Source organism: Pectobacterium betavasculorum (assembly GCF_000749845.1).
GTDB lineage: Bacteria > Pseudomonadota > Gammaproteobacteria > Enterobacterales > Enterobacteriaceae > Pectobacterium > Pectobacterium betavasculorum.
The window spans coordinates 59,721-76,231 of sequence record NZ_JQHM01000003.1 but is presented as its reverse complement, the minus strand read 5'-3'; the positions used below and the strand labels follow the sequence as shown (position 1 = coordinate 76,231).

16 protein-coding genes are annotated in these 16,511 nt (G+C 51.6%); 8 read left to right on the top strand and 8 right to left on the bottom strand.

Going from position 1 to position 16,511, the window contains the following annotated elements:
• Positions 1-25: 25 nt before the first annotated feature.
• Both speA and KP22_RS22545 read right to left on the bottom strand, forming a co-directional pair.
• Entirely contained in the window at positions 26-2,008 is a 1,983-nt protein-coding gene (gene speA / locus KP22_RS10420) for a biosynthetic arginine decarboxylase (RefSeq protein WP_039305480.1), read from the bottom strand.
• Entirely contained in the window at positions 2,001-2,159 is a 159-nt protein-coding gene (locus tag KP22_RS22545) for a hypothetical protein (RefSeq protein WP_014916735.1), read from the bottom strand. Before KP22_RS22545 ends, speA begins: the two co-directional genes overlap by 8 nt.
• 566 nt (positions 2,160-2,725) lie before the next feature.
• Between KP22_RS22545 and metK the strand changes: the two genes are divergently transcribed.
• The 7 genes from metK to ruvX all read left to right on the top strand — a co-directional run bounded on the left by metK (position 2,726) and on the right by ruvX (position 8,323).
• The gene (metK, locus tag KP22_RS10415) at positions 2,726-3,877 is read left to right on the top strand and encodes a methionine adenosyltransferase (RefSeq protein WP_039305478.1); all 1,152 of its coding nucleotides are present in this window, start codon (positions 2,726-2,728) and stop codon (positions 3,875-3,877) included.
• Positions 3,878-4,125: 248 nt separating this feature from the next.
• On the top strand, positions 4,126-4,638 hold the full coding sequence (locus KP22_RS10410) for a SprT family zinc-dependent metalloprotease (RefSeq protein WP_039305994.1): 513 nt from the start codon (positions 4,126-4,128) through the stop codon (positions 4,636-4,638).
• Between the two features lie 96 nt (positions 4,639-4,734).
• Entirely contained in the window at positions 4,735-5,433 is a 699-nt protein-coding gene (gene endA, locus KP22_RS10405) for a deoxyribonuclease I (RefSeq protein ID WP_039324136.1), read from the top strand.
• Between the two features lie 117 nt (positions 5,434-5,550).
• The gene (gene rsmE / locus KP22_RS10400; RefSeq protein WP_039305473.1) at positions 5,551-6,285 is read left to right on the top strand and encodes a 16S rRNA (uracil(1498)-N(3))-methyltransferase; all 735 of its coding nucleotides are present in this window, start codon (positions 5,551-5,553) and stop codon (positions 6,283-6,285) included.
• Between the two features lie 11 nt (positions 6,286-6,296).
• Positions 6,297-7,256 carry a glutathione synthase gene (gshB, locus tag KP22_RS10395; protein WP_039305470.1) on the top strand — a complete coding sequence of 320 codons (960 nt, stop codon included), beginning with the start codon at positions 6,297-6,299 and terminating at the stop codon, positions 7,254-7,256.
• A gap of 84 nt (positions 7,257-7,340) precedes the next feature.
• Complete coding sequence (locus KP22_RS10390) at positions 7,341-7,904, top strand: YqgE/AlgH family protein (protein WP_039305467.1); 564 nt, start codon at positions 7,341-7,343, stop codon at positions 7,902-7,904.
• Entirely contained in the window at positions 7,904-8,323 is a 420-nt protein-coding gene (gene ruvX, locus KP22_RS10385) for a Holliday junction resolvase RuvX (RefSeq protein WP_039305464.1), read from the top strand. Before KP22_RS10390 ends, ruvX begins: the two co-directional genes overlap by 1 nt.
• Before the next feature lie 103 nt (positions 8,324-8,426).
• Here ruvX and fbp read toward each other — a convergent pair whose 3' ends face one another.
• Complete coding sequence (fbp, locus tag KP22_RS10380; RefSeq protein WP_039305462.1) at positions 8,427-9,431, bottom strand: class 1 fructose-bisphosphatase; 1,005 nt, start codon at positions 9,429-9,431, stop codon at positions 8,427-8,429.
• 169 nt (positions 9,432-9,600) lie between these two features.
• Between fbp and mpl the strand changes: the two genes are divergently transcribed.
• Positions 9,601-10,995 (top strand): UDP-N-acetylmuramate:L-alanyl-gamma-D-glutamyl-meso-diaminopimelate ligase, encoded by a 1,395-nt coding sequence (gene mpl / locus KP22_RS10375; protein ID WP_039305459.1) that lies wholly within the window; start codon positions 9,601-9,603, stop codon positions 10,993-10,995.
• 88 nt (positions 10,996-11,083) lie between these two features.
• On the opposite strand, the gene KP22_RS10370 is transcribed toward mpl, so the two are convergent.
• The 5 genes from KP22_RS10370 to hflX all read right to left on the bottom strand — a co-directional run bounded on the left by KP22_RS10370 (position 11,084) and on the right by hflX (position 16,442).
• Positions 11,084-12,382 (bottom strand): adenylosuccinate synthase, encoded by a 1,299-nt coding sequence (locus tag KP22_RS10370; RefSeq protein ID WP_039305456.1) that lies wholly within the window; start codon positions 12,380-12,382, stop codon positions 11,084-11,086.
• 99 nt (positions 12,383-12,481) lie between these two features.
• On the bottom strand, positions 12,482-12,682 hold the full coding sequence (locus KP22_RS10365) for a DUF2065 domain-containing protein (protein WP_014701555.1): 201 nt from the start codon (positions 12,680-12,682) through the stop codon (positions 12,482-12,484).
• Positions 12,683-12,808: 126 nt separating this feature from the next.
• On the bottom strand, positions 12,809-13,804 hold the full coding sequence (gene hflC, locus KP22_RS10360) for a protease modulator HflC (protein WP_039305453.1): 996 nt from the start codon (positions 13,802-13,804) through the stop codon (positions 12,809-12,811).
• Between the two features lie 3 nt (positions 13,805-13,807).
• The gene (gene hflK / locus KP22_RS10355) at positions 13,808-15,070 is read right to left on the bottom strand and encodes an FtsH protease activity modulator HflK (protein ID WP_039305450.1); all 1,263 of its coding nucleotides are present in this window, start codon (positions 15,068-15,070) and stop codon (positions 13,808-13,810) included.
• Between the two features lie 91 nt (positions 15,071-15,161).
• Entirely contained in the window at positions 15,162-16,442 is a 1,281-nt protein-coding gene (gene hflX / locus KP22_RS10350; protein WP_039305447.1) for a ribosome rescue GTPase HflX, read from the bottom strand.
• Positions 16,443-16,511 lie beyond the last annotated feature (69 nt).

The following is a 16,511-nucleotide window of genomic DNA, read 5'->3' as shown; positions in this document are numbered from 1 at the left end:
TCCCTTTCCACTCACCCCGTCACACTCATTCTTCATCTTCCAAATAAGTGTAGCCGTACAGCCCGCTTTCAAACTCTTCCATAAACTGTGCTTGAAGTTCAGCATCCAGATCGGTTTCTTTAACCTGATCTCGGAAGCGCGTCATCAGCACTTTAGGGTCAAGCTGTACATATTCCAGCATGTCGGCAACCGTATTGCCTTCGTCAGACTCTTCAATCTCAACGGTGCCATCCTGGAAGACAAATACGTCAACCGTCGACGTATCGCCGAACAGGTTATGCATGTTCCCCAGGATTTCCTGATAGGCACCAACCATAAAGAAGCCCAGCAGCGGCGGGTTTTCTGGATCGTAAGGCGGCATTGGCATCGTCGTCGCGATCCCGTCACCATCGACATAGTGATCGATCGTACCATCGGAATCACAGGTTATGTCGAGCACGACAGCACGGCGCTCAGGAGGCTTGTTTAGCCCTTCCAACGGCATTACCGGGAACAACTGATCGATCCCCCATGCATCCGGCATGGATTGGAACAGCGAGAAGTTGACATACAGCTTGTCAGCCATCCGCTCCTGTAATTCATCAATAATCGGCCGATGTGCGCGATTGCTCGGATCCAGCTGTTCCTGAATCATCTGGCAGATGCTCAGATACAGCTGCTCTGCTTTCGCACGCTGGGTCAGATCTAACATTCCATGCGTGTACTGGGTATGCACATCGTGCAAGTCCATTTGGCTGTCATGCAACCACTCACGCAGTGAACGGCGTTTCCCTGGCTGCTTGATTTCCTTCCAGGTTGACCACAGGCTTTCCAACGCACGCGGAGCGCCGTCTTCCGGCTCGGTAGGTTCGCTGAACTCGTTACGTTCAACCCCAATGATATTGGAAACCAACACGGTATGGTGCGCAGTTACCGCACGCCCGGATTCGGTGATTACCGTCGGATGTGGTAACCCGTGCTCGTTACAGGCATCGCCGATGCCCCAAATCACGTTGTTGGCGTATTCGTTCAGGCCATAGTTCACTGAACAATCAGACTGGGAACGGGTTCCTTCATAATCCACACCCAAACCGCCACCGACGTCAAAGCATTGGATATTCACACCCAGTTTATGCAACTCGACATAAAAGCGCGCAGATTCACGCACGCCCGTCGCGATATCACGGATATTCGCCAGTTGGGAGCCCAAATGGAAATGCAGCAGTTGTAAGCTATCCAGCCTCCCAGCTTCACGCAGCATCTCAACCAGTTGCAGCACCTGAATCGCCGCCAAACCAAACTTGGATTTTTCGCCGCCGCTGGATTGCCACTTGCCTGATCCCTGAGAAGCCAGACGCGCGCGGACGCCAAGGCGCGGTATCACATTCAGACGCTCGGCTTCTTCCAGCACCAGTCGAATTTCGGACATCTTCTCGATGACCAGATAAACCTTGTGGCCCAGTTTTTCGCCGATAAGTGCCAGACGAATATATTCACGATCTTTATAGCCGTTACACACAATCACGGTGCGGGTCATGCCAGCGTGACCCAATACTGCCATCAGTTCAGCCTTTGAACCGGCTTCCAGGCCTAATGGCTCACCGGAATTCGCCAGTGATTCAATGACGCGACGATGCTGGTTAACCTTGATCGGATACACCAGAAAGTAGTCGCCCTCATAGCCAAACGATTCGCGAGCCTGTTTGAACGCAGCGTTGATAGAACGCAGGCGATGCTGAAGAATTTGCGGAAAGCAGAACAGCGCAGGCAGGCGCTGATGGTTATCTTTCTGCATATCTTTGACCAGTCTGGCCAGATCGACGCGCGCTTCTGGGACGTCTGGGTCCGGGCACACGCTGATGTGACCCAGTTCATTGACGTCATAGTAATTATTGCCCCACCAGGCAATATTGTAGGTACGAAGCATTTCGCTGGCATTACGGTCATTCATGGCAACCTCCTGCATAGAGCGCAAATTTTCATGTTTACCCGTCGCTGACGAGCCGTGATGAATCATGTCGTCAGACATAACGAACCTCTTCTTTTTCTAGACTGCTGATCACATCAGTACCTGAATAAACAGCCCACATGAGCATACCTGCAACATGCGGCATCGACAGTGAAAAAATCGGCGTAGTGAAGTATGCCGTCACTTTATTACTCTTATTAGTGTAAAACACGTTGTCAGGCTCCGTGTTACGGGTCGATAAAACTCGTTGTGAAAATCACCGGGCGAACGTGACCAGAAAGGCGTTAAATGCTTCTGGCAGAAAGAATAACAGGCAGGTTAACCAGCCCTGGAGTCCTGTGTCGAATTTAAAGACAGGCAACGTCGAGAAACGGAAAAGAAGGGTTGAGTCGCTGACGCGATAGCGTCAAAAGGGACATATTGCGAATGCAATATACTCAGTAAACAACGGATCATTAATCCTACCACCTCCACGTGCGCCGCAGGCTATGCGGTCAGCTATCAATAAGAAATTCACCCTATCGCGGCGTACACCATACCGCTACAGATCGCCGTTTATACCGACATGCTGCTGGAAAAGCAAAATGAAAATTATCGCTAGTCATCTCTTGTAAAAGAAAAAACAGCCGATGATAAAAGGACGATGGCGAGCTAATGCGAAAAACTACTGGTACTGAGACCAAAAGGTGACCTAGAATAGCCATCCAGATGTTAATCCGTCTATATCGATTAACTGATACACTGCTTAACGGCTTTGATTTGAAGGTAAAGAAACTCATGGCTAAACACCTTTTTACGTCCGAGTCAGTCTCTGAAGGACATCCTGATAAAATTGCTGACCAGATTTCTGATGCGGTTCTCGACGCTATTCTGGAGCAAGACCCAAAAGCGCGTGTCGCTTGTGAGACTTATGTAAAGACCGGAATGGTGTTAGTCGGTGGTGAAATTACTACCAGCGCCTGGGTCGATATTGAAGAAATTACGCGTCGTACCGTGCGTGATATCGGTTATGTCAATTCTGAAATGGGCTTTGATGCCAACTCTTGCGCCGTACTGAGCGCAATTGGTAAACAATCTCCTGACATCAACCAGGGCGTTGACCGCCGCGATCCATTGGAACAAGGCGCAGGCGACCAGGGTTTGATGTTCGGCTACGCGACCAACGAAACCGACGTATTGATGCCAGCGCCTGTAACATATGCACACCGTCTGGTTCAACGCCAATCAGAAGTCCGCAAGAGCGGTTCTCTACCGTGGCTGCGTCCCGATGCAAAAAGTCAGGTTACGTTCCTGTACGACGATGGCAAGATTGCCGGTATTGATGCCGTAGTGCTGTCTACCCAGCATTCAGAAGACATCAGCCAGAAAGACCTGCACGAAGCAGTAATGGAAGAAATCATCAAACCGGTTCTGCCTGCGGAGTGGCTGTCTGCCAGCACCAAATTCTTCATTAACCCGACCGGACGCTTTGTTATCGGCGGCCCCATGGGCGATTGCGGTCTGACCGGTCGTAAAATCATCGTTGATACCTACGGCGGCGCGGCGCGCCACGGTGGCGGTGCATTCTCCGGTAAGGATCCGTCTAAAGTAGACCGTTCTGCTGCCTATGCCGCTCGCTATGTTGCCAAGAATATCGTTGCTGCTGGTCTGGCCGATCGCTGCGAGATTCAGGTGTCTTACGCTATCGGCGTGGCAGAGCCAACGTCCATCATGATCGAAACCTTTGGCACAGAGAAAGTGCCTACCGAGCAACTGACACTGCTGGTACGCGAATTCTTCGATCTGCGCCCTTACGGTTTAATCCAGATGCTGGATCTGCTGCATCCGATTTATCAGGAAACGGCAGCCTATGGCCACTTTGGTCGCGAGCATTTCCCGTGGGAAAAAACGGACAAAGCCGCGCGGTTGCGCGAAGCTGCGGGCCTATAATCTGGCGATGCAACAAAGACTATACCCTAAATAATTCGAGTTGCATGAAGGCGGCGACACAGCGAATCCCCAGGAGCTTACACCAGTAAGTGACTGGGGTGAGCGAGAAAAGGCAACACACATGCAGCTTGAAATATGACGGGTATAAAACGGCGAATGAAAATTCGCCGTTTTTCATTCTGGGCTTCCCACATTTCCTTCCGTTCCGCCTATTGCGTCGCCCTGCCACTCAATTTATGCTCACAGAAATGAACACTCCCCGAATTCCCATTGCCAGCCATCAGGCTGTAATGCGTTGCCTGCGTGATAAATTGCGGCAGGCCAACCTCACCTTACAGACGGACTACACCGAACCTACGGTAAGCTACCAACAGCGCGGCGCTACGGCAGGCACGGCCTGGCTACAACACTGGGAAATTCGGCTGAATCCCGTCTTGTTGCAGGAAAACCAGCAAACCTTTATCGATGAAGTCGTTCCTCATGAACTGGCCCATCTGCTGGTCTACGCGCGTTTTGGCCGTGTCGCCCCTCATGGTAAAGAGTGGCGCTGGATGATGGAAAGCGTCCTACACGTCCCTGCGAAGCGAACGCATCGGTTTGCCGTGCAATCCGTACAGGGAGAGACCTTCACCTACCTGTGCGATTGCCAACGGCATGAGCTTACGATCCGCCGGCACAATCGGGTACTGCGCGGTGAAACAGAATATCGCTGCCGTCGTTGCGGAAAAACCTTACGTCATGATGTAAAAAGTTCTATTTAAAAGGGAATTTCCAGTTTTAAAAACTATTTTTGCATTTGCCTGCCGATGAGACATCCGGTAGTCTGCCAACTTTATCGCCTGTGGATTATTTGGAATATGCTACGCAAAATTCTCGCTATCTCCGCCGTTAGCGCGGGTCTGTTTTCGGCTGCCGCGCTGGGGCAAAACATCAATAATTTTTCGCAGGCAAAAGCCGCCGCTGTCGAAATTAACCGCGATGCGCCGGGTTCATTCTACTGCGGCTGCAAGATTACGTGGCAGGGCAAGAAAGGTACGCCCGATCTTGAATCTTGCGGCTATCAGGTCAGAAAAAATGAACAGCGTGCCAGCCGTATCGAGTGGGAACACGTTGTACCCGCCTGGCAGTTCGGCCACCAACGCCAGTGCTGGCAGGATGGCGGCAGAAAGAACTGTAGCAGCGACCCCGTCTACCGTGAGATGGAAACCGACCTGCATAACCTGCAACCCGCTATCGGTGAGGTCAACGGCGATCGCGGCAATGCTATGTATGGCCAGTGGAACGGTGGTGCATCCCAGTATGGTCAATGCAAGATGAAGGTTGATTTCAAAAATAATCTGGCAGAACCACCTGCGCGCGCCCGCGGCCAGATCGCCCGTACCTATTTCTACATGCGCGATCGCTATCAGTTACGCCTTTCAAACCAGCAGACTCAGCTATTCGAAGCCTGGGATAAGCAGTATCCCGTCACGCAGTGGGAATGTACCCGCAATCAACGCATCGCCGCAAAGCAGGGAAACCCGAATCCCTACGTTCAACAGGCTTGCCAGCGCTAGTTCGTCTACCTACTATAGCGAATCAGTTTCCAGCGTAACCACCGTCAGATGACGGTGGTTTTACCTATTTCTGGCGTTCCTGTGCCGATTAATTTCATTCAAAGGTCTTAATTCAGTATGCGAGTACCACGCATTTTTCATCCCGAGACGCTCCCCCTTGACGGTGGGGAAGCCGAACTAAGCGACGACGCCGCCAACCATGTTGGTCGTGTATTACGCATGAATACGGGCCAGTCATTACAGCTATTTGATGGCAGTAATCATGTCTTTGATGCAGAAATCATCGCGGCGGGAAAAAAGAGTGTGCGCGTTAGTTTCACAGCAGGTAAGTTGGAAGATAAAGAATCGCCCCTACATTTGCATCTGGGACAGGTGATGTCGCGCGGCGAAAAGATGGAGTTTACCATTCAGAAATCCATCGAGCTGGGCGTCAATGTTATTACGCCGCTGCTGTCTGAACGCTGTGGCGTAAAACTGGATGCAGAGCGTATGGAGAAGAAAATTAGCCAGTGGCAAAAAATCGCGGTTGCCGCCTGTGAACAGTCTGGCCGCAACTGTGTGCCGCTGGTTCGGCCAGCGATGACGTTGGAAGCCTGGTGCGCGGAGCAAGACAACGCGCTGAAATTAAATCTGCACCCACGCGCCACACAAAGCATTAATACGCTGCCGCTGCCGGTAGATCGGGTCAGGCTGCTAATCGGCCCGGAAGGCGGACTTACCGCCAGTGAAATTACCATGACCTCAGAACACGGATTCACTGATATCCTGTTGGGGCCACGCGTCTTGCGCACAGAAACCACTGCACTCACCGCCATGACCGCCTTACAGGTACGTTTCGGCGATTTGGGGTAAAGGAGAAAAGAATGATCAAACTCGGTATCGTGATGGACCCGATTGACACCATCAATATCAAGAAAGACACCAGCTTTGCCATGCTGCTGGAAGCACAGCGCCGTGGTTGGGAACTGCACTATATGGAGATGAACGATCTCTATATGCATGCTGGCGTCGCGCGTGCAACTACTCGCCGCCTGAGCGTCCAATACGATTACGACGGCTGGTACGATTTCTCCGGCGAGCAGGATATTGCGCTGGAAGAGTTGGATGTGGTGTTGATGCGTAAAGATCCGCCGTTCGATACGGAGTTCATCTACGCCACCTATATTCTGGAACGCGCAGAAGAGAAAGGCACGCTGATCGTCAATAAACCGCAAAGCCTGCGCGATTGTAATGAGAAGCTCTTCACTGCCTGGTTCCCACATCTGACACCCGATACGCTTGTTACTCGTCGTGCGGACAAACTGCGTCAGTTCCATGAAAAACACGGCGACGTTATTCTCAAACCGCTGGACGGCATGGGCGGCGCATCTATTTTCCGCTTGAAGCAGGATGACGCCAACGTCTCGGTTATCATCGAAACGCTGACTGAACACGCTAGCCGCTACTGCATGGCGCAAAACTACCTGCCTGCGATTAAAGATGGCGACAAGCGCGTGCTGGTAGTCGATGGAGAACCCGTACCCTATTGCCTGGCTCGTATCCCGAAAAGCGGTGAAACACGCGGTAATCTGGCCGCTGGTGGTCGCGGTGAAGCGCGTCCGCTGACTGAAAGCGACTGGAAAATTGCCCGCGACGTCGCCCCAACGTTAAAGGCCAAAGGGCTGATTTTCGTCGGTCTGGACATCATCGGTGACCGTCTGACAGAAATTAACGTCACCAGCCCGACCTGCGCGCGTGAAATCGAAGCGGCCTATCCGGATGTTTCCATTACTGGCATGCTAATGGACGCCATTGAAAAACGTCTGGCTGCACGTACTCGCTAATACCCAAAAAAACCTGACACGCCATCCGGCCCGTGCAACACGGGCTGTTTCTCCAACGCTGACGGATATCGATAAAAATACACAATGAATTTACAGCATCACTTCCTCATTGCTATGCCAGCACTACAGGACTCTGTATTTAAACGTTCGGTGGTCTATATCTGCGAACATAATGAAGACGGAGCCATGGGGCTGATCATCAACAAACCGATGGATCAGTTTTCTGTGGAAAATGTGCTGGAAAAGCTAAAAATAGATCCAACGCCGCGCGATCCAACCATCCGATTAGATAAACCCGTTTTTATCGGTGGTCCATTGGCAGACGACCGTGGCTTCATCCTGCATACACCCTGTCCTGGGTTTGGTTCCAGCATCAGTATTTCTGAGGACACCATGATCACCACCTCAAAAGATGTTCTGGAAACGTTAGGCACCCCCAAACAGCCGAAAGATACACTGGTCGCCTTAGGTTATTCCGCCTGGGAAAACGGCCAACTGGAAGAGGAGCTGTTAGAGAATGCCTGGCTGACCACGCCAGCCGACAAAGACATTCTGTTCCACACGCCCATTGCCGAGCGCTGGCGAGCGGCTGCCAGAAAGTTGGGCATCGATATTCATAATATCTCCACCGAAGCAGGACATGCCTGATGAGTAACAGAACCCTTCTTGCCTTTGATTTTGGGACAAAAAGTATCGGCGTTGCCATTGGTCAGGAAATTACCGGTACCGCACGCGCTCTGACATCGTTCAAGGCGCAAGAAGGGATACCCGACTGGCAAAAAGTGGAGAAGCTGTTGTCAGAATGGCAGCCAGATCTGGTCGTCGTCGGTCTACCGCTTAACATGGATGGCACCGAGCAACCATTGACGGCACGGGCGCGGAAGTTTGCTAACCGACTGCATGGCCGCTTCGGTGTCGCTATTGAGCTTCACGATGAACGGTTAAGTACAGTGGAAGCGCGTGCCGATCTCTTCGAACGCGGTGGTTTTAAAGCGCTGGATAAAGGGAGCGTAGACGCGGCTTCTGCGGTGATTATTCTGGAAAGCTGGTTCGAGGCACAACGCTAAAAAAAGCGGTTTGCGATGGTCTGCAAAAATGGCGTGCTGGGTCGCACGCCATAAGACGTCATCCCGCATTGGCAGATACCCCACCAACACGGGACAGCGTTAATTAGGCATCGGGAAATTCACGGATGAAACGTTCGACGTCATCAACCATGGATTCTGTTCCCACAAAGAACGGTGAGCGCTGGTGCAGTTTCTCTGGCGTAATATCCAGAATACGGTTTTTGCCGTCGCTAGCCTTACCGCCCGCCTGCTCTGCCAGAAACGCCATCGGGTTGCATTCGTACAGCAAACGCAGTTTGCCTTTCGGATAGCTCGCCGTGCTTGGATACAGGTAGATACCGCCTTTCAGCAGGTTACGATGGAAATCTGCGACCAGTGAGCCGATGTAACGCGACGTATAAGGACGCAGCGTCTCTTCATCCTGCTCCTGACAGTATTTTATGTATTTCTTCACGCCGGTAGGAAACTTGATGTAGTTCCCTTCGTTGATGGAATACATATTCCCTTTTTCCGGGAAGCAAACTTTTTCATGCGAGAGGCAGAATACGCCAAGCGACGGATCGTAGGTAAAGGCGTGAACACCGTGACCCGTGGTGTACACCAGCATGGTTGAAGAGCCGTAAACGATGTAACCCGCAGCAACCTGCTGGCTACCCGGCTGTAAGAAGTCTGCTTCCGTGACGGAGGTTCCCAGCGGCGTAATACGGCGATAAATGGAGAAAATCGTACCGACAGAGACGTTCACATCGATATTCGATGAACCGTCTAGCGGGTCCATCAGAACCACATATTTAGCGTTTTCCGCCTTATCACCGTCAAAGATAACAATTTCGTCTTCTTCTTCTGAGGCGATACCTGCCACTTCACCACGCGCTTTCAATGCAGCTTTCAGTTTCTCATTGGCATACAGATCGAGCTTCATCTGCACTTCGCCCTGAACATTAGAAATACCGCTGGTTCCCAAGATATCAACCAGACCCGCTTTATTGATATCACGGTGAATAATCTTGGCACCCAGTTTAATAGCAGACAGCAGCGCGGTAAGCTCACCTGTGGCGTGAGAGAAATCGTGCTGTTTTTCGACGATAAATTCGCCTAACGTTTTCATAACACTATTCCAGAATCTACGGATGAAAAGCGGTTTCACTTCTGCACCGCCAACGTTTGCGCATGCAGTGTAGCCCAAAGAGAAAGTGAGTACCTAGTCAAATCCATTTCTTATGGCGGATTCATAGCGTTAGAATGTGACGCAGACTCACTGTGAAGATGGAAAATGTATGCGTATTCATATTTTAGGTATCTGTGGCACCTTTATGGGTGGCCTTGCCCTGCTTGCCCGTTCACTCGGGCATGACGTCACAGGCTCAGATGCGAATGTTTATCCCCCCATGAGTACCTTACTTGAAGAGCAGGGAATCACGCTGATTCAGGGATACGATCCGGCACAGCTTAGCCCCGCACCGGATTTGGTCATCATCGGTAATGCGATGACGCGCGGAAACCCGTGCGTCGAGGCCGTATTGGAACAGGGACTGCCCTATGTTTCCGGCCCACAGTGGCTGCATGACTATGTGCTACGCGATCGCTGGGTGATTGCCGTTGCGGGAACGCATGGCAAAACCACCACCGCAGGGATGGTCACCTGGATTCTGGAAGATTGTGGCTACCAGCCTGGCTTTGTGATCGGTGGCGTTCCCGGCAACTTTACCGTTTCAGCACGGTTAGGTGGCAGCCCATTCATGGTGCTTGAAGCCGATGAATACGATTGCGCGTTCTTCGATAAACGCTCCAAATTTGTGCATTACTGCCCAAGAACACTGGTACTCAACAACCTTGAGTTCGATCACGCCGACATCTTTGACGATCTGAAAGCTATTCAGAAACAGTTCCACCATCTTGTTCGACTGGTGCCCGGCAGCGGGAAGATCATCCTGCCCACCAGCGACTTTAATATCAAGCAGGTAATGGGAATGGGGTGCTGGAGCGAACAGGAACTGGTCGGCGAAGAAGGCACATGGCGTGCACAAAAAGTGGCGATCGATGCCAGCCAATATCAGGTTTACCTGAATAATGAACTCGTCGGTGAAGTCCACTGGAAGCTGGTGGGTGAACACAACATGCACAACGGACTGATGGCCATCGCTGCCGCTCACCACGTCGGCGTGTTGCCTGCGGATGCCTGCCGCGCACTGGGCGGATTTATCAACGCACGTCGTCGCCTTGAGTTACGCGGTACGGAGCATAGCGTCACGGTTTATGATGATTTTGCGCATCACCCTACTGCCATTCTGGCGACGCTGTCGGCACTGCGCAGCAAAGTTGGTGGTACAGCCCGTATTTTGGCCGTACTGGAACCCCGTTCAAACACCATGAAATTGGGTATGTGCAAAAACGAGTTAGCACCGTCATTAGGCCGTGCCGATGAAGTTTTCCTCTTCCAGCCAGCCCATATTCCGTGGCAGGTCGTAGAAGTTGCGGAAGCCTGTGTACAGCCCGCGCACTGGAGCGCGGATATCGACACGCTGGTAGAAAACATCGTCAAGACCGCACAGCCAGGTGACCATATTCTGGTTATGAGCAATGGCGGGTTCAGTAACATCCACAATAAACTGTTGGATGGTCTGAAGAAAAAAGCGCAGAAGGCGAAAGACGCTCAAGAGAATAACGTGTAGGGAACTGCGACGGCTAAACGTTAGATAGCAAAAAGGACGGGAATCCCGTCCTTTTTCATATTCGCATCACCCGTTAAAAGTGGCGTCATCAAGCGTCAAACGGATCGCGTAATACCATTGTTTCGCTGCGATCTGGGCCGGTGGAAATAATGTCAATCGGCACACCAGTGACTTCTTCGATACGTTTGATGTAATTCAGCGCAGCCTGAGGCAGCTTGCTGTGTTCTTTCACGCCAAACGTGCTTTCAGACCAGCCAGGCATCGTTTCGTAAATCGGCTCAAGACCTTCCCAGCCCTCGGCAGCCAGCGGGGTGGTATCCACTTCGGTGCCATTCGGCAAACGGTAGCCTACGCAGATCTTAATTTCTTTCAGACCATCCAGAACATCCAGCTTAGTCAGGCAGAAACCTGACAGCGAGTTGATCTGTACCGCGCGACGCACAGCGACCGCATCCAGCCAGCCGGTACGGCGGCGGCGACCCGTGGTCGCGCCAAACTCGTTACCTTTCTGAGACAGATACTCACCTACGTCTTCAAACAGCTCAGTAGGGAACGGACCTGCACCCACACGGGTAGAGTAGGCTTTAACGATACCCAGCACATAGTCTACATAGCGTGGACCGAGACCAGAGCCAGTGGCAACACCGCCAGCAGTGGTATTTGAGGAGGTCACGTACGGATAGGTACCGTGGTCGATATCCAGCAGCGTACCCTGTGCGCCTTCAAACATGACGAAATCGCCACGCAGGTGCGCTTTGTACAGCAAATCGGAAACATCAACGACCATAGCCGTCAGAATGTCGGCAATCGCCAGCACATCTTCCAGTACTTTCTGGTAGTCGACAGCATCAACTTTGTAGTAGTTAACCAGTTGGAAGTTATGGTATTCGACGATTTCTTTCAGTTTGACAGCAAAGGTTTCTTTATCAAACAGATCGCCAACCCGCAGACCACGGCGAGCAACTTTATCTTCATACGCAGGACCGATACCACGACCCGTCGTACCAATTGCTTTCGCGCCACGCGCTTTTTCACGCGCGTTATCCAATGCGACGTGATAAGGCAGGATTAACGGACAGGCTTCAGAAAGCAGCAGGCGTTCGCGTACTGGGACGCCGCGCGCTTCAAGCTCCGTCATTTCTTTCATCAACGCGTCAGGCGCCAGCACAACACCGTTACCGATGATGCTGACAACATTTTCACGCAGAATGCCAGAAGGAATTAAATGAAGGACGGTTTTTTCACCGTTGATAACCAGCGTATGACCAGCGTTGTGACCACCCTGATAGCGCACAACATATTTAGCCCGTTCAGTCAGCAGGTCAACGACCTTGCCTTTACCTTCGTCACCCCATTGGGTGCCCAGTACGACGACGTTCTTACCCATTTCAAGAATCACCAGGTTGCTTAAAAAAGGATTCTACCATCTCATTTGGATGCTTTCAGTACTTTTAGCACACGATTGCGCACATTTTTGCGCTAAATTTTAGCCACCCATGCGGCTACGCAACATGTAGTAGATCACGCACCCTGCAACGACTATTCCACCGCCAAAACGACGCAAAATAGTATCCGGTAACTGTGCCATTCCCAAAATCATACGCCGCCAGAGACGAGGGAACAGTAACGGTCCCAGCCCTTCAAGTACCAAAACCAGCCCGAGCGCCAACCAAATCGTTGAATTCATAACAGCCTCTTTTCCCGCTCCAAGAACGAACAGGATCAACCTCTTTGATGTATCTTTGCCAGAAAACAGCAAAAAAAAGCCCGGTGCAATAACCCGGGCTTGATGAAAAACGTCAGTTAATGACTATCAGCGGCGTGGTGCCATGCTGCTATCCGGTGACTTCATGTAGCGGAAGAAGTCGCTATCCGGGCTGAGAACCATCACATCCTGGTTATTACTGAAGCTACTTTCATACGCGCGCAGGCTACGAACGAAAGAGTAGAAATCAGGATCTTCACTGAATGCATTCGCAAACAGTTTCGCGGCTTCGGCATCCCCTTCACCACGGGTGATACGGCCTTGACGTTCGGCTTCAGCCAGCGTACGGGTCACTTCATAATCTGCCGTTGCTTTCAGCTTTTCAGCCTCTTCCTGACCTTGTGAACGGTGGCGACGCGCTACCGCTTCACGCTCTGCACGCATACGTTGATAAATTGCGTCAGACACTTCAGTTGGCAGGTTGATCTGCTTAATCCGCACATCGATAACCTCAATACCCAGCGCAGCCATGCTGTTAGGGTTGATATGAGGTTCGTTGCTCGTTGTCTCTTTCTCAACACGTGCAGCAGCAGAAGCAATCGCATTATCGGCTTCGGTCGTTTCACCGGTACCGGTATTCAGCGCTTCACGTACGTCAGACATCAGTTGACCACGTGAGTCGGTAACAATGCCTTTCACATCCAGACGACCAATCTCGGAACGCAGACGGTCACTGAACTTACGTTTCAGCAGCACTTCAGCCTGAGAGATGTCACCACCGCCCGTAGCCAGATAGTAACGGCTGAAATCGCTGATACGCCACTTAAGGTAAGAATCGACAATCAGGTCTTTCTGCTCTTTAGTGATAAAGCGGTCAGCCTGGTTTTCCATGGTCTGGATACGTGCATCCAGCATTTTCACTGAATCGATAAACGGAATCTTGAACTGCAATCCCGGCGCATAGATCAGCGGCTTATTGTCGTCATCACGCAATACTTTGCCAAAACGCATCACAATGCCGCGCTGGCCTTCCTGCACCACAAACAGTGACGCATAGACCACCATCAGTACCAGGATCAGGATAAATAGTAAGGGCTTACGCATCGATTATTCTCTCCCTACTCGAGTGAAGTCATCACGCTGCGCATTTGCTCTGCGCTGATCCATGATATTTCCATTGTTACTGCTGCGTGTTTGATTGCTATTCGTCGCACCGCTGCTGTTGCCAGGCAAACGCAGTGGGTTAGCGCTGCTGCCGTTATTATTACTTTGCGTATTTTCACCGCCTTGTCCGCGCAGCATCTGATCCAACGGCAGCACCATCAGGTTACTCCCCTTGTCATTGACCAGTACTTTACGGGTGTGGCTCAGCACGCGTTCCATCGTTTCGATATACAAACGCTCACGGGTGATTTCCGGCGCAGCTTTATATTCCGGTAAGACTCTGGCAAAACGGGCAACTTCACCCTGAGCTTCCAGAACAGTACGGGTTTTATAAGCGCGAGATTCTTCCAGAATACGTTGCGCCTGACCGTTGGCACGCGGCTGTACTTCGTTCGCGTACGCCTCTGCTTCACGAATATATTGCTGTTCGTTTTCACGTGCAGCAATCGCATCATCAAACGCGGCCTTAACTTCTTCCGGCGGACGCGCTGTCTGGAAGTTGACGTCAAGCAGCGTGATACCCATGTTGTACGGACGAACAGTCTCTTCCAGTACACGCTGGGTATCCGTACGCACAATGGTACGGCCTTCCGTCAAAATTTTGTCCATCGTGTACTTACCAATAACGCCACGCAGCGCACTGTCAGTTGCCTGACGCAGGCTGTCATCCGCATTGGTTACGCTGAACAGATATTGCTCAGGCTGTGTGACACGATACTGTACGTTCATTTCAACGCGCACGACGTTTTCATCTGACGTCAACATCACACCCGACGTCGCCAATTCACGCACCGATTCAACGTTCACCGCACGAACTGAATCGATGAAGGTCGGTTTCCAGTTAAGACCTGGACCAACCAAATGGCTGAACTTACCAAAGCGCGTGACGACACCGCGTTCCGCTTCTTTAATGGTATAGAAACCAGTAGCAGCCCAGATGACAACCGCAGCGACGGCAGCGATACCGACGATCCGGCCACCCAGTGCTGGGCCGCCAGAATTTCCGCTGTTGCTTGAGCCAGAACCTTTTCCGCCCCCCAGATCGCTGAGTTTTTTGCTCAGTTTACGGAAGATGTCGTCCAGATCCGGCGGCCCCTGATCTCGGCCACCTTTATTGTTATTTCCGCCAGAGTTGCCGCCATTATTGCTGCTGCTCCCCCACGGGTCGCGGTCTTGTCCGTTATTACCGGGCTGATTCCACGCCATGTTTTAGCTCCATTCTTTATGATAGGTGTTCTTCAGGTTCAATATCCCAGAGTCCGTCAGACTATTTCACCGTTCAGACTGTTTTTGCCAGTCAGGCAATATAGTCCATCAGTTCCTGCTCTTTTTTGCAGAGGCGGCGCCAGTCAGCAATCGGCATACGAATAACCAGACCAATTTGCCCATCCTCTTCAATCCATTCTTTTTCTATTGCCTGAAGCTGGTAAAAACGACTACGCAAGCGTCCTGCCTGCGGGGGAAGATGCAAGGTATGTTGTGCAATTTCCCCGGAAAGCCGCTCAGTCAATGCCTGAAATAGCAACGGAATACCGTCGCCGGTCTGTGCTGAAAGCCAGACCCGTACCGGTAGATTCTCTTCGTTGCGATCGATACGCGGAACGAAATCATCCAGCATATCAATCTTGTTCATTACCAACAGCGCAGGTATTTCATCGGCCTCAATTTCCGCCAGTACGTCATTAACCGCGTCGATATTCTCGTCAAGACGAGGATCGGCGGCATCAACAACGTGCAACAGCAGTGAGGCCTGACGTGTTTCCTGTAATGTAGCCTTAAACGCAGCCACCAAATCATGGGGTAACTGCCGGATAAAACCTACGGTATCCGCCAGCACTGTATCACCGACATCATCCACTTCAATGCGGCGCAATGTTGGATCCAGTGTGGCAAATAACTGATCGGCGGCATAAACGCCCGCCGATGTAATCTTGTTAAACAGCGTGGATTTACCCGCGTTGGTATAGCCCACCAGCGAAACCGTGGGAACGTCGGCGCGAACCCGTGACCGACGCCCCTGCTCACGCTGTTTTTCTACTCGTTCGAGACGCGACAGTATCTGACTGATACGGTTACGCAATAAACGACGGTCGGTTTCAAGCTGGGTTTCACCCGGGCCACGCAAACCGATACCGCCTTTCTGGCGCTCAAGGTGCGTCCAACCACGAACCAGTCGGGTCGCAAGGTGACGCAGCTGTGCCAGTTCTACCTGTAATTTCCCCTCGTGAGTACGTGCACGCTGGGCAAAAATATCTAAAATCAATCCGGTACGATCGATCACCCGGCACTCGCACAAACGCTCTAGATTACGTTCTTGAGCTGGCGTCAGCGCATGATCAAACAGCACGACAAACGCGCCGGTTTCTTTGACTACCTGAGCAATTTCTTCGGCTTTACCTTCCCCGACAAAATACTTGGGGTGTGGGGCCTTACGGCTACCAGTAACAACCTGCAAAGATTCAATACCGGCAGAAGAAACCAGAGATTCAAACTCCAGCAGATCGTCAGTATCTTTATCTTGCGAGAAAAAAATATGAACTAATATGGCCCGTTCACCTGATTCATAACGGTCAAACAAGCGAGTAACCTCTTAAACGAGCAAAAAACACCACAGCGAAGGAGCCGAGCGATGCGTCCAGCTCTCCCA

Excerpts from the sequence above, each read along its gene's own strand:
- ruvX (WP_039305464.1), top strand. The coding sequence starts at position 7,904 with ATGAGTAACAGAACCCTTCTTGCCTTTGATTTTGGGACAAAAAGTATC.
- KP22_RS10370 (WP_039305456.1), bottom strand. The coding sequence starts at position 12,382 with ATGGGTAAGAACGTCGTCGTACTGGGCACCCAATGGGGTGACGAAGGT.
- hflC (WP_039305453.1), bottom strand. The coding sequence starts at position 13,804 with ATGCGTAAGCCCTTACTATTTATCCTGATCCTGGTACTGATGGTGGTC.
- KP22_RS10410 (WP_039305994.1), top strand. The coding sequence starts at position 4,126 with ATGAACACTCCCCGAATTCCCATTGCCAGCCATCAGGCTGTAATGCGT.
- KP22_RS10365 (WP_014701555.1), bottom strand. The coding sequence starts at position 12,682 with ATGAATTCAACGATTTGGTTGGCGCTCGGGCTGGTTTTGGTACTTGAA.
- metK (WP_039305478.1), top strand. The coding sequence starts at position 2,726 with ATGGCTAAACACCTTTTTACGTCCGAGTCAGTCTCTGAAGGACATCCT.
- fbp (WP_039305462.1), bottom strand. The coding sequence starts at position 9,431 with ATGAAAACGTTAGGCGAATTTATCGTCGAAAAACAGCACGATTTCTCT.
- rsmE (WP_039305473.1), top strand. The coding sequence starts at position 5,551 with ATGCGAGTACCACGCATTTTTCATCCCGAGACGCTCCCCCTTGACGGT.
- speA (WP_039305480.1), bottom strand. The coding sequence starts at position 2,008 with ATGTCTGACGACATGATTCATCACGGCTCGTCAGCGACGGGTAAACAT.
- mpl (WP_039305459.1), top strand. The coding sequence starts at position 9,601 with ATGCGTATTCATATTTTAGGTATCTGTGGCACCTTTATGGGTGGCCTT.
- gshB (WP_039305470.1), top strand. The coding sequence starts at position 6,297 with ATGATCAAACTCGGTATCGTGATGGACCCGATTGACACCATCAATATC.
- KP22_RS10390 (WP_039305467.1), top strand. The coding sequence starts at position 7,341 with ATGAATTTACAGCATCACTTCCTCATTGCTATGCCAGCACTACAGGAC.
- endA (WP_039324136.1), top strand. The coding sequence starts at position 4,735 with ATGCTACGCAAAATTCTCGCTATCTCCGCCGTTAGCGCGGGTCTGTTT.
- hflK (WP_039305450.1), bottom strand. The coding sequence starts at position 15,070 with ATGGCGTGGAATCAGCCCGGTAATAACGGACAAGACCGCGACCCGTGG.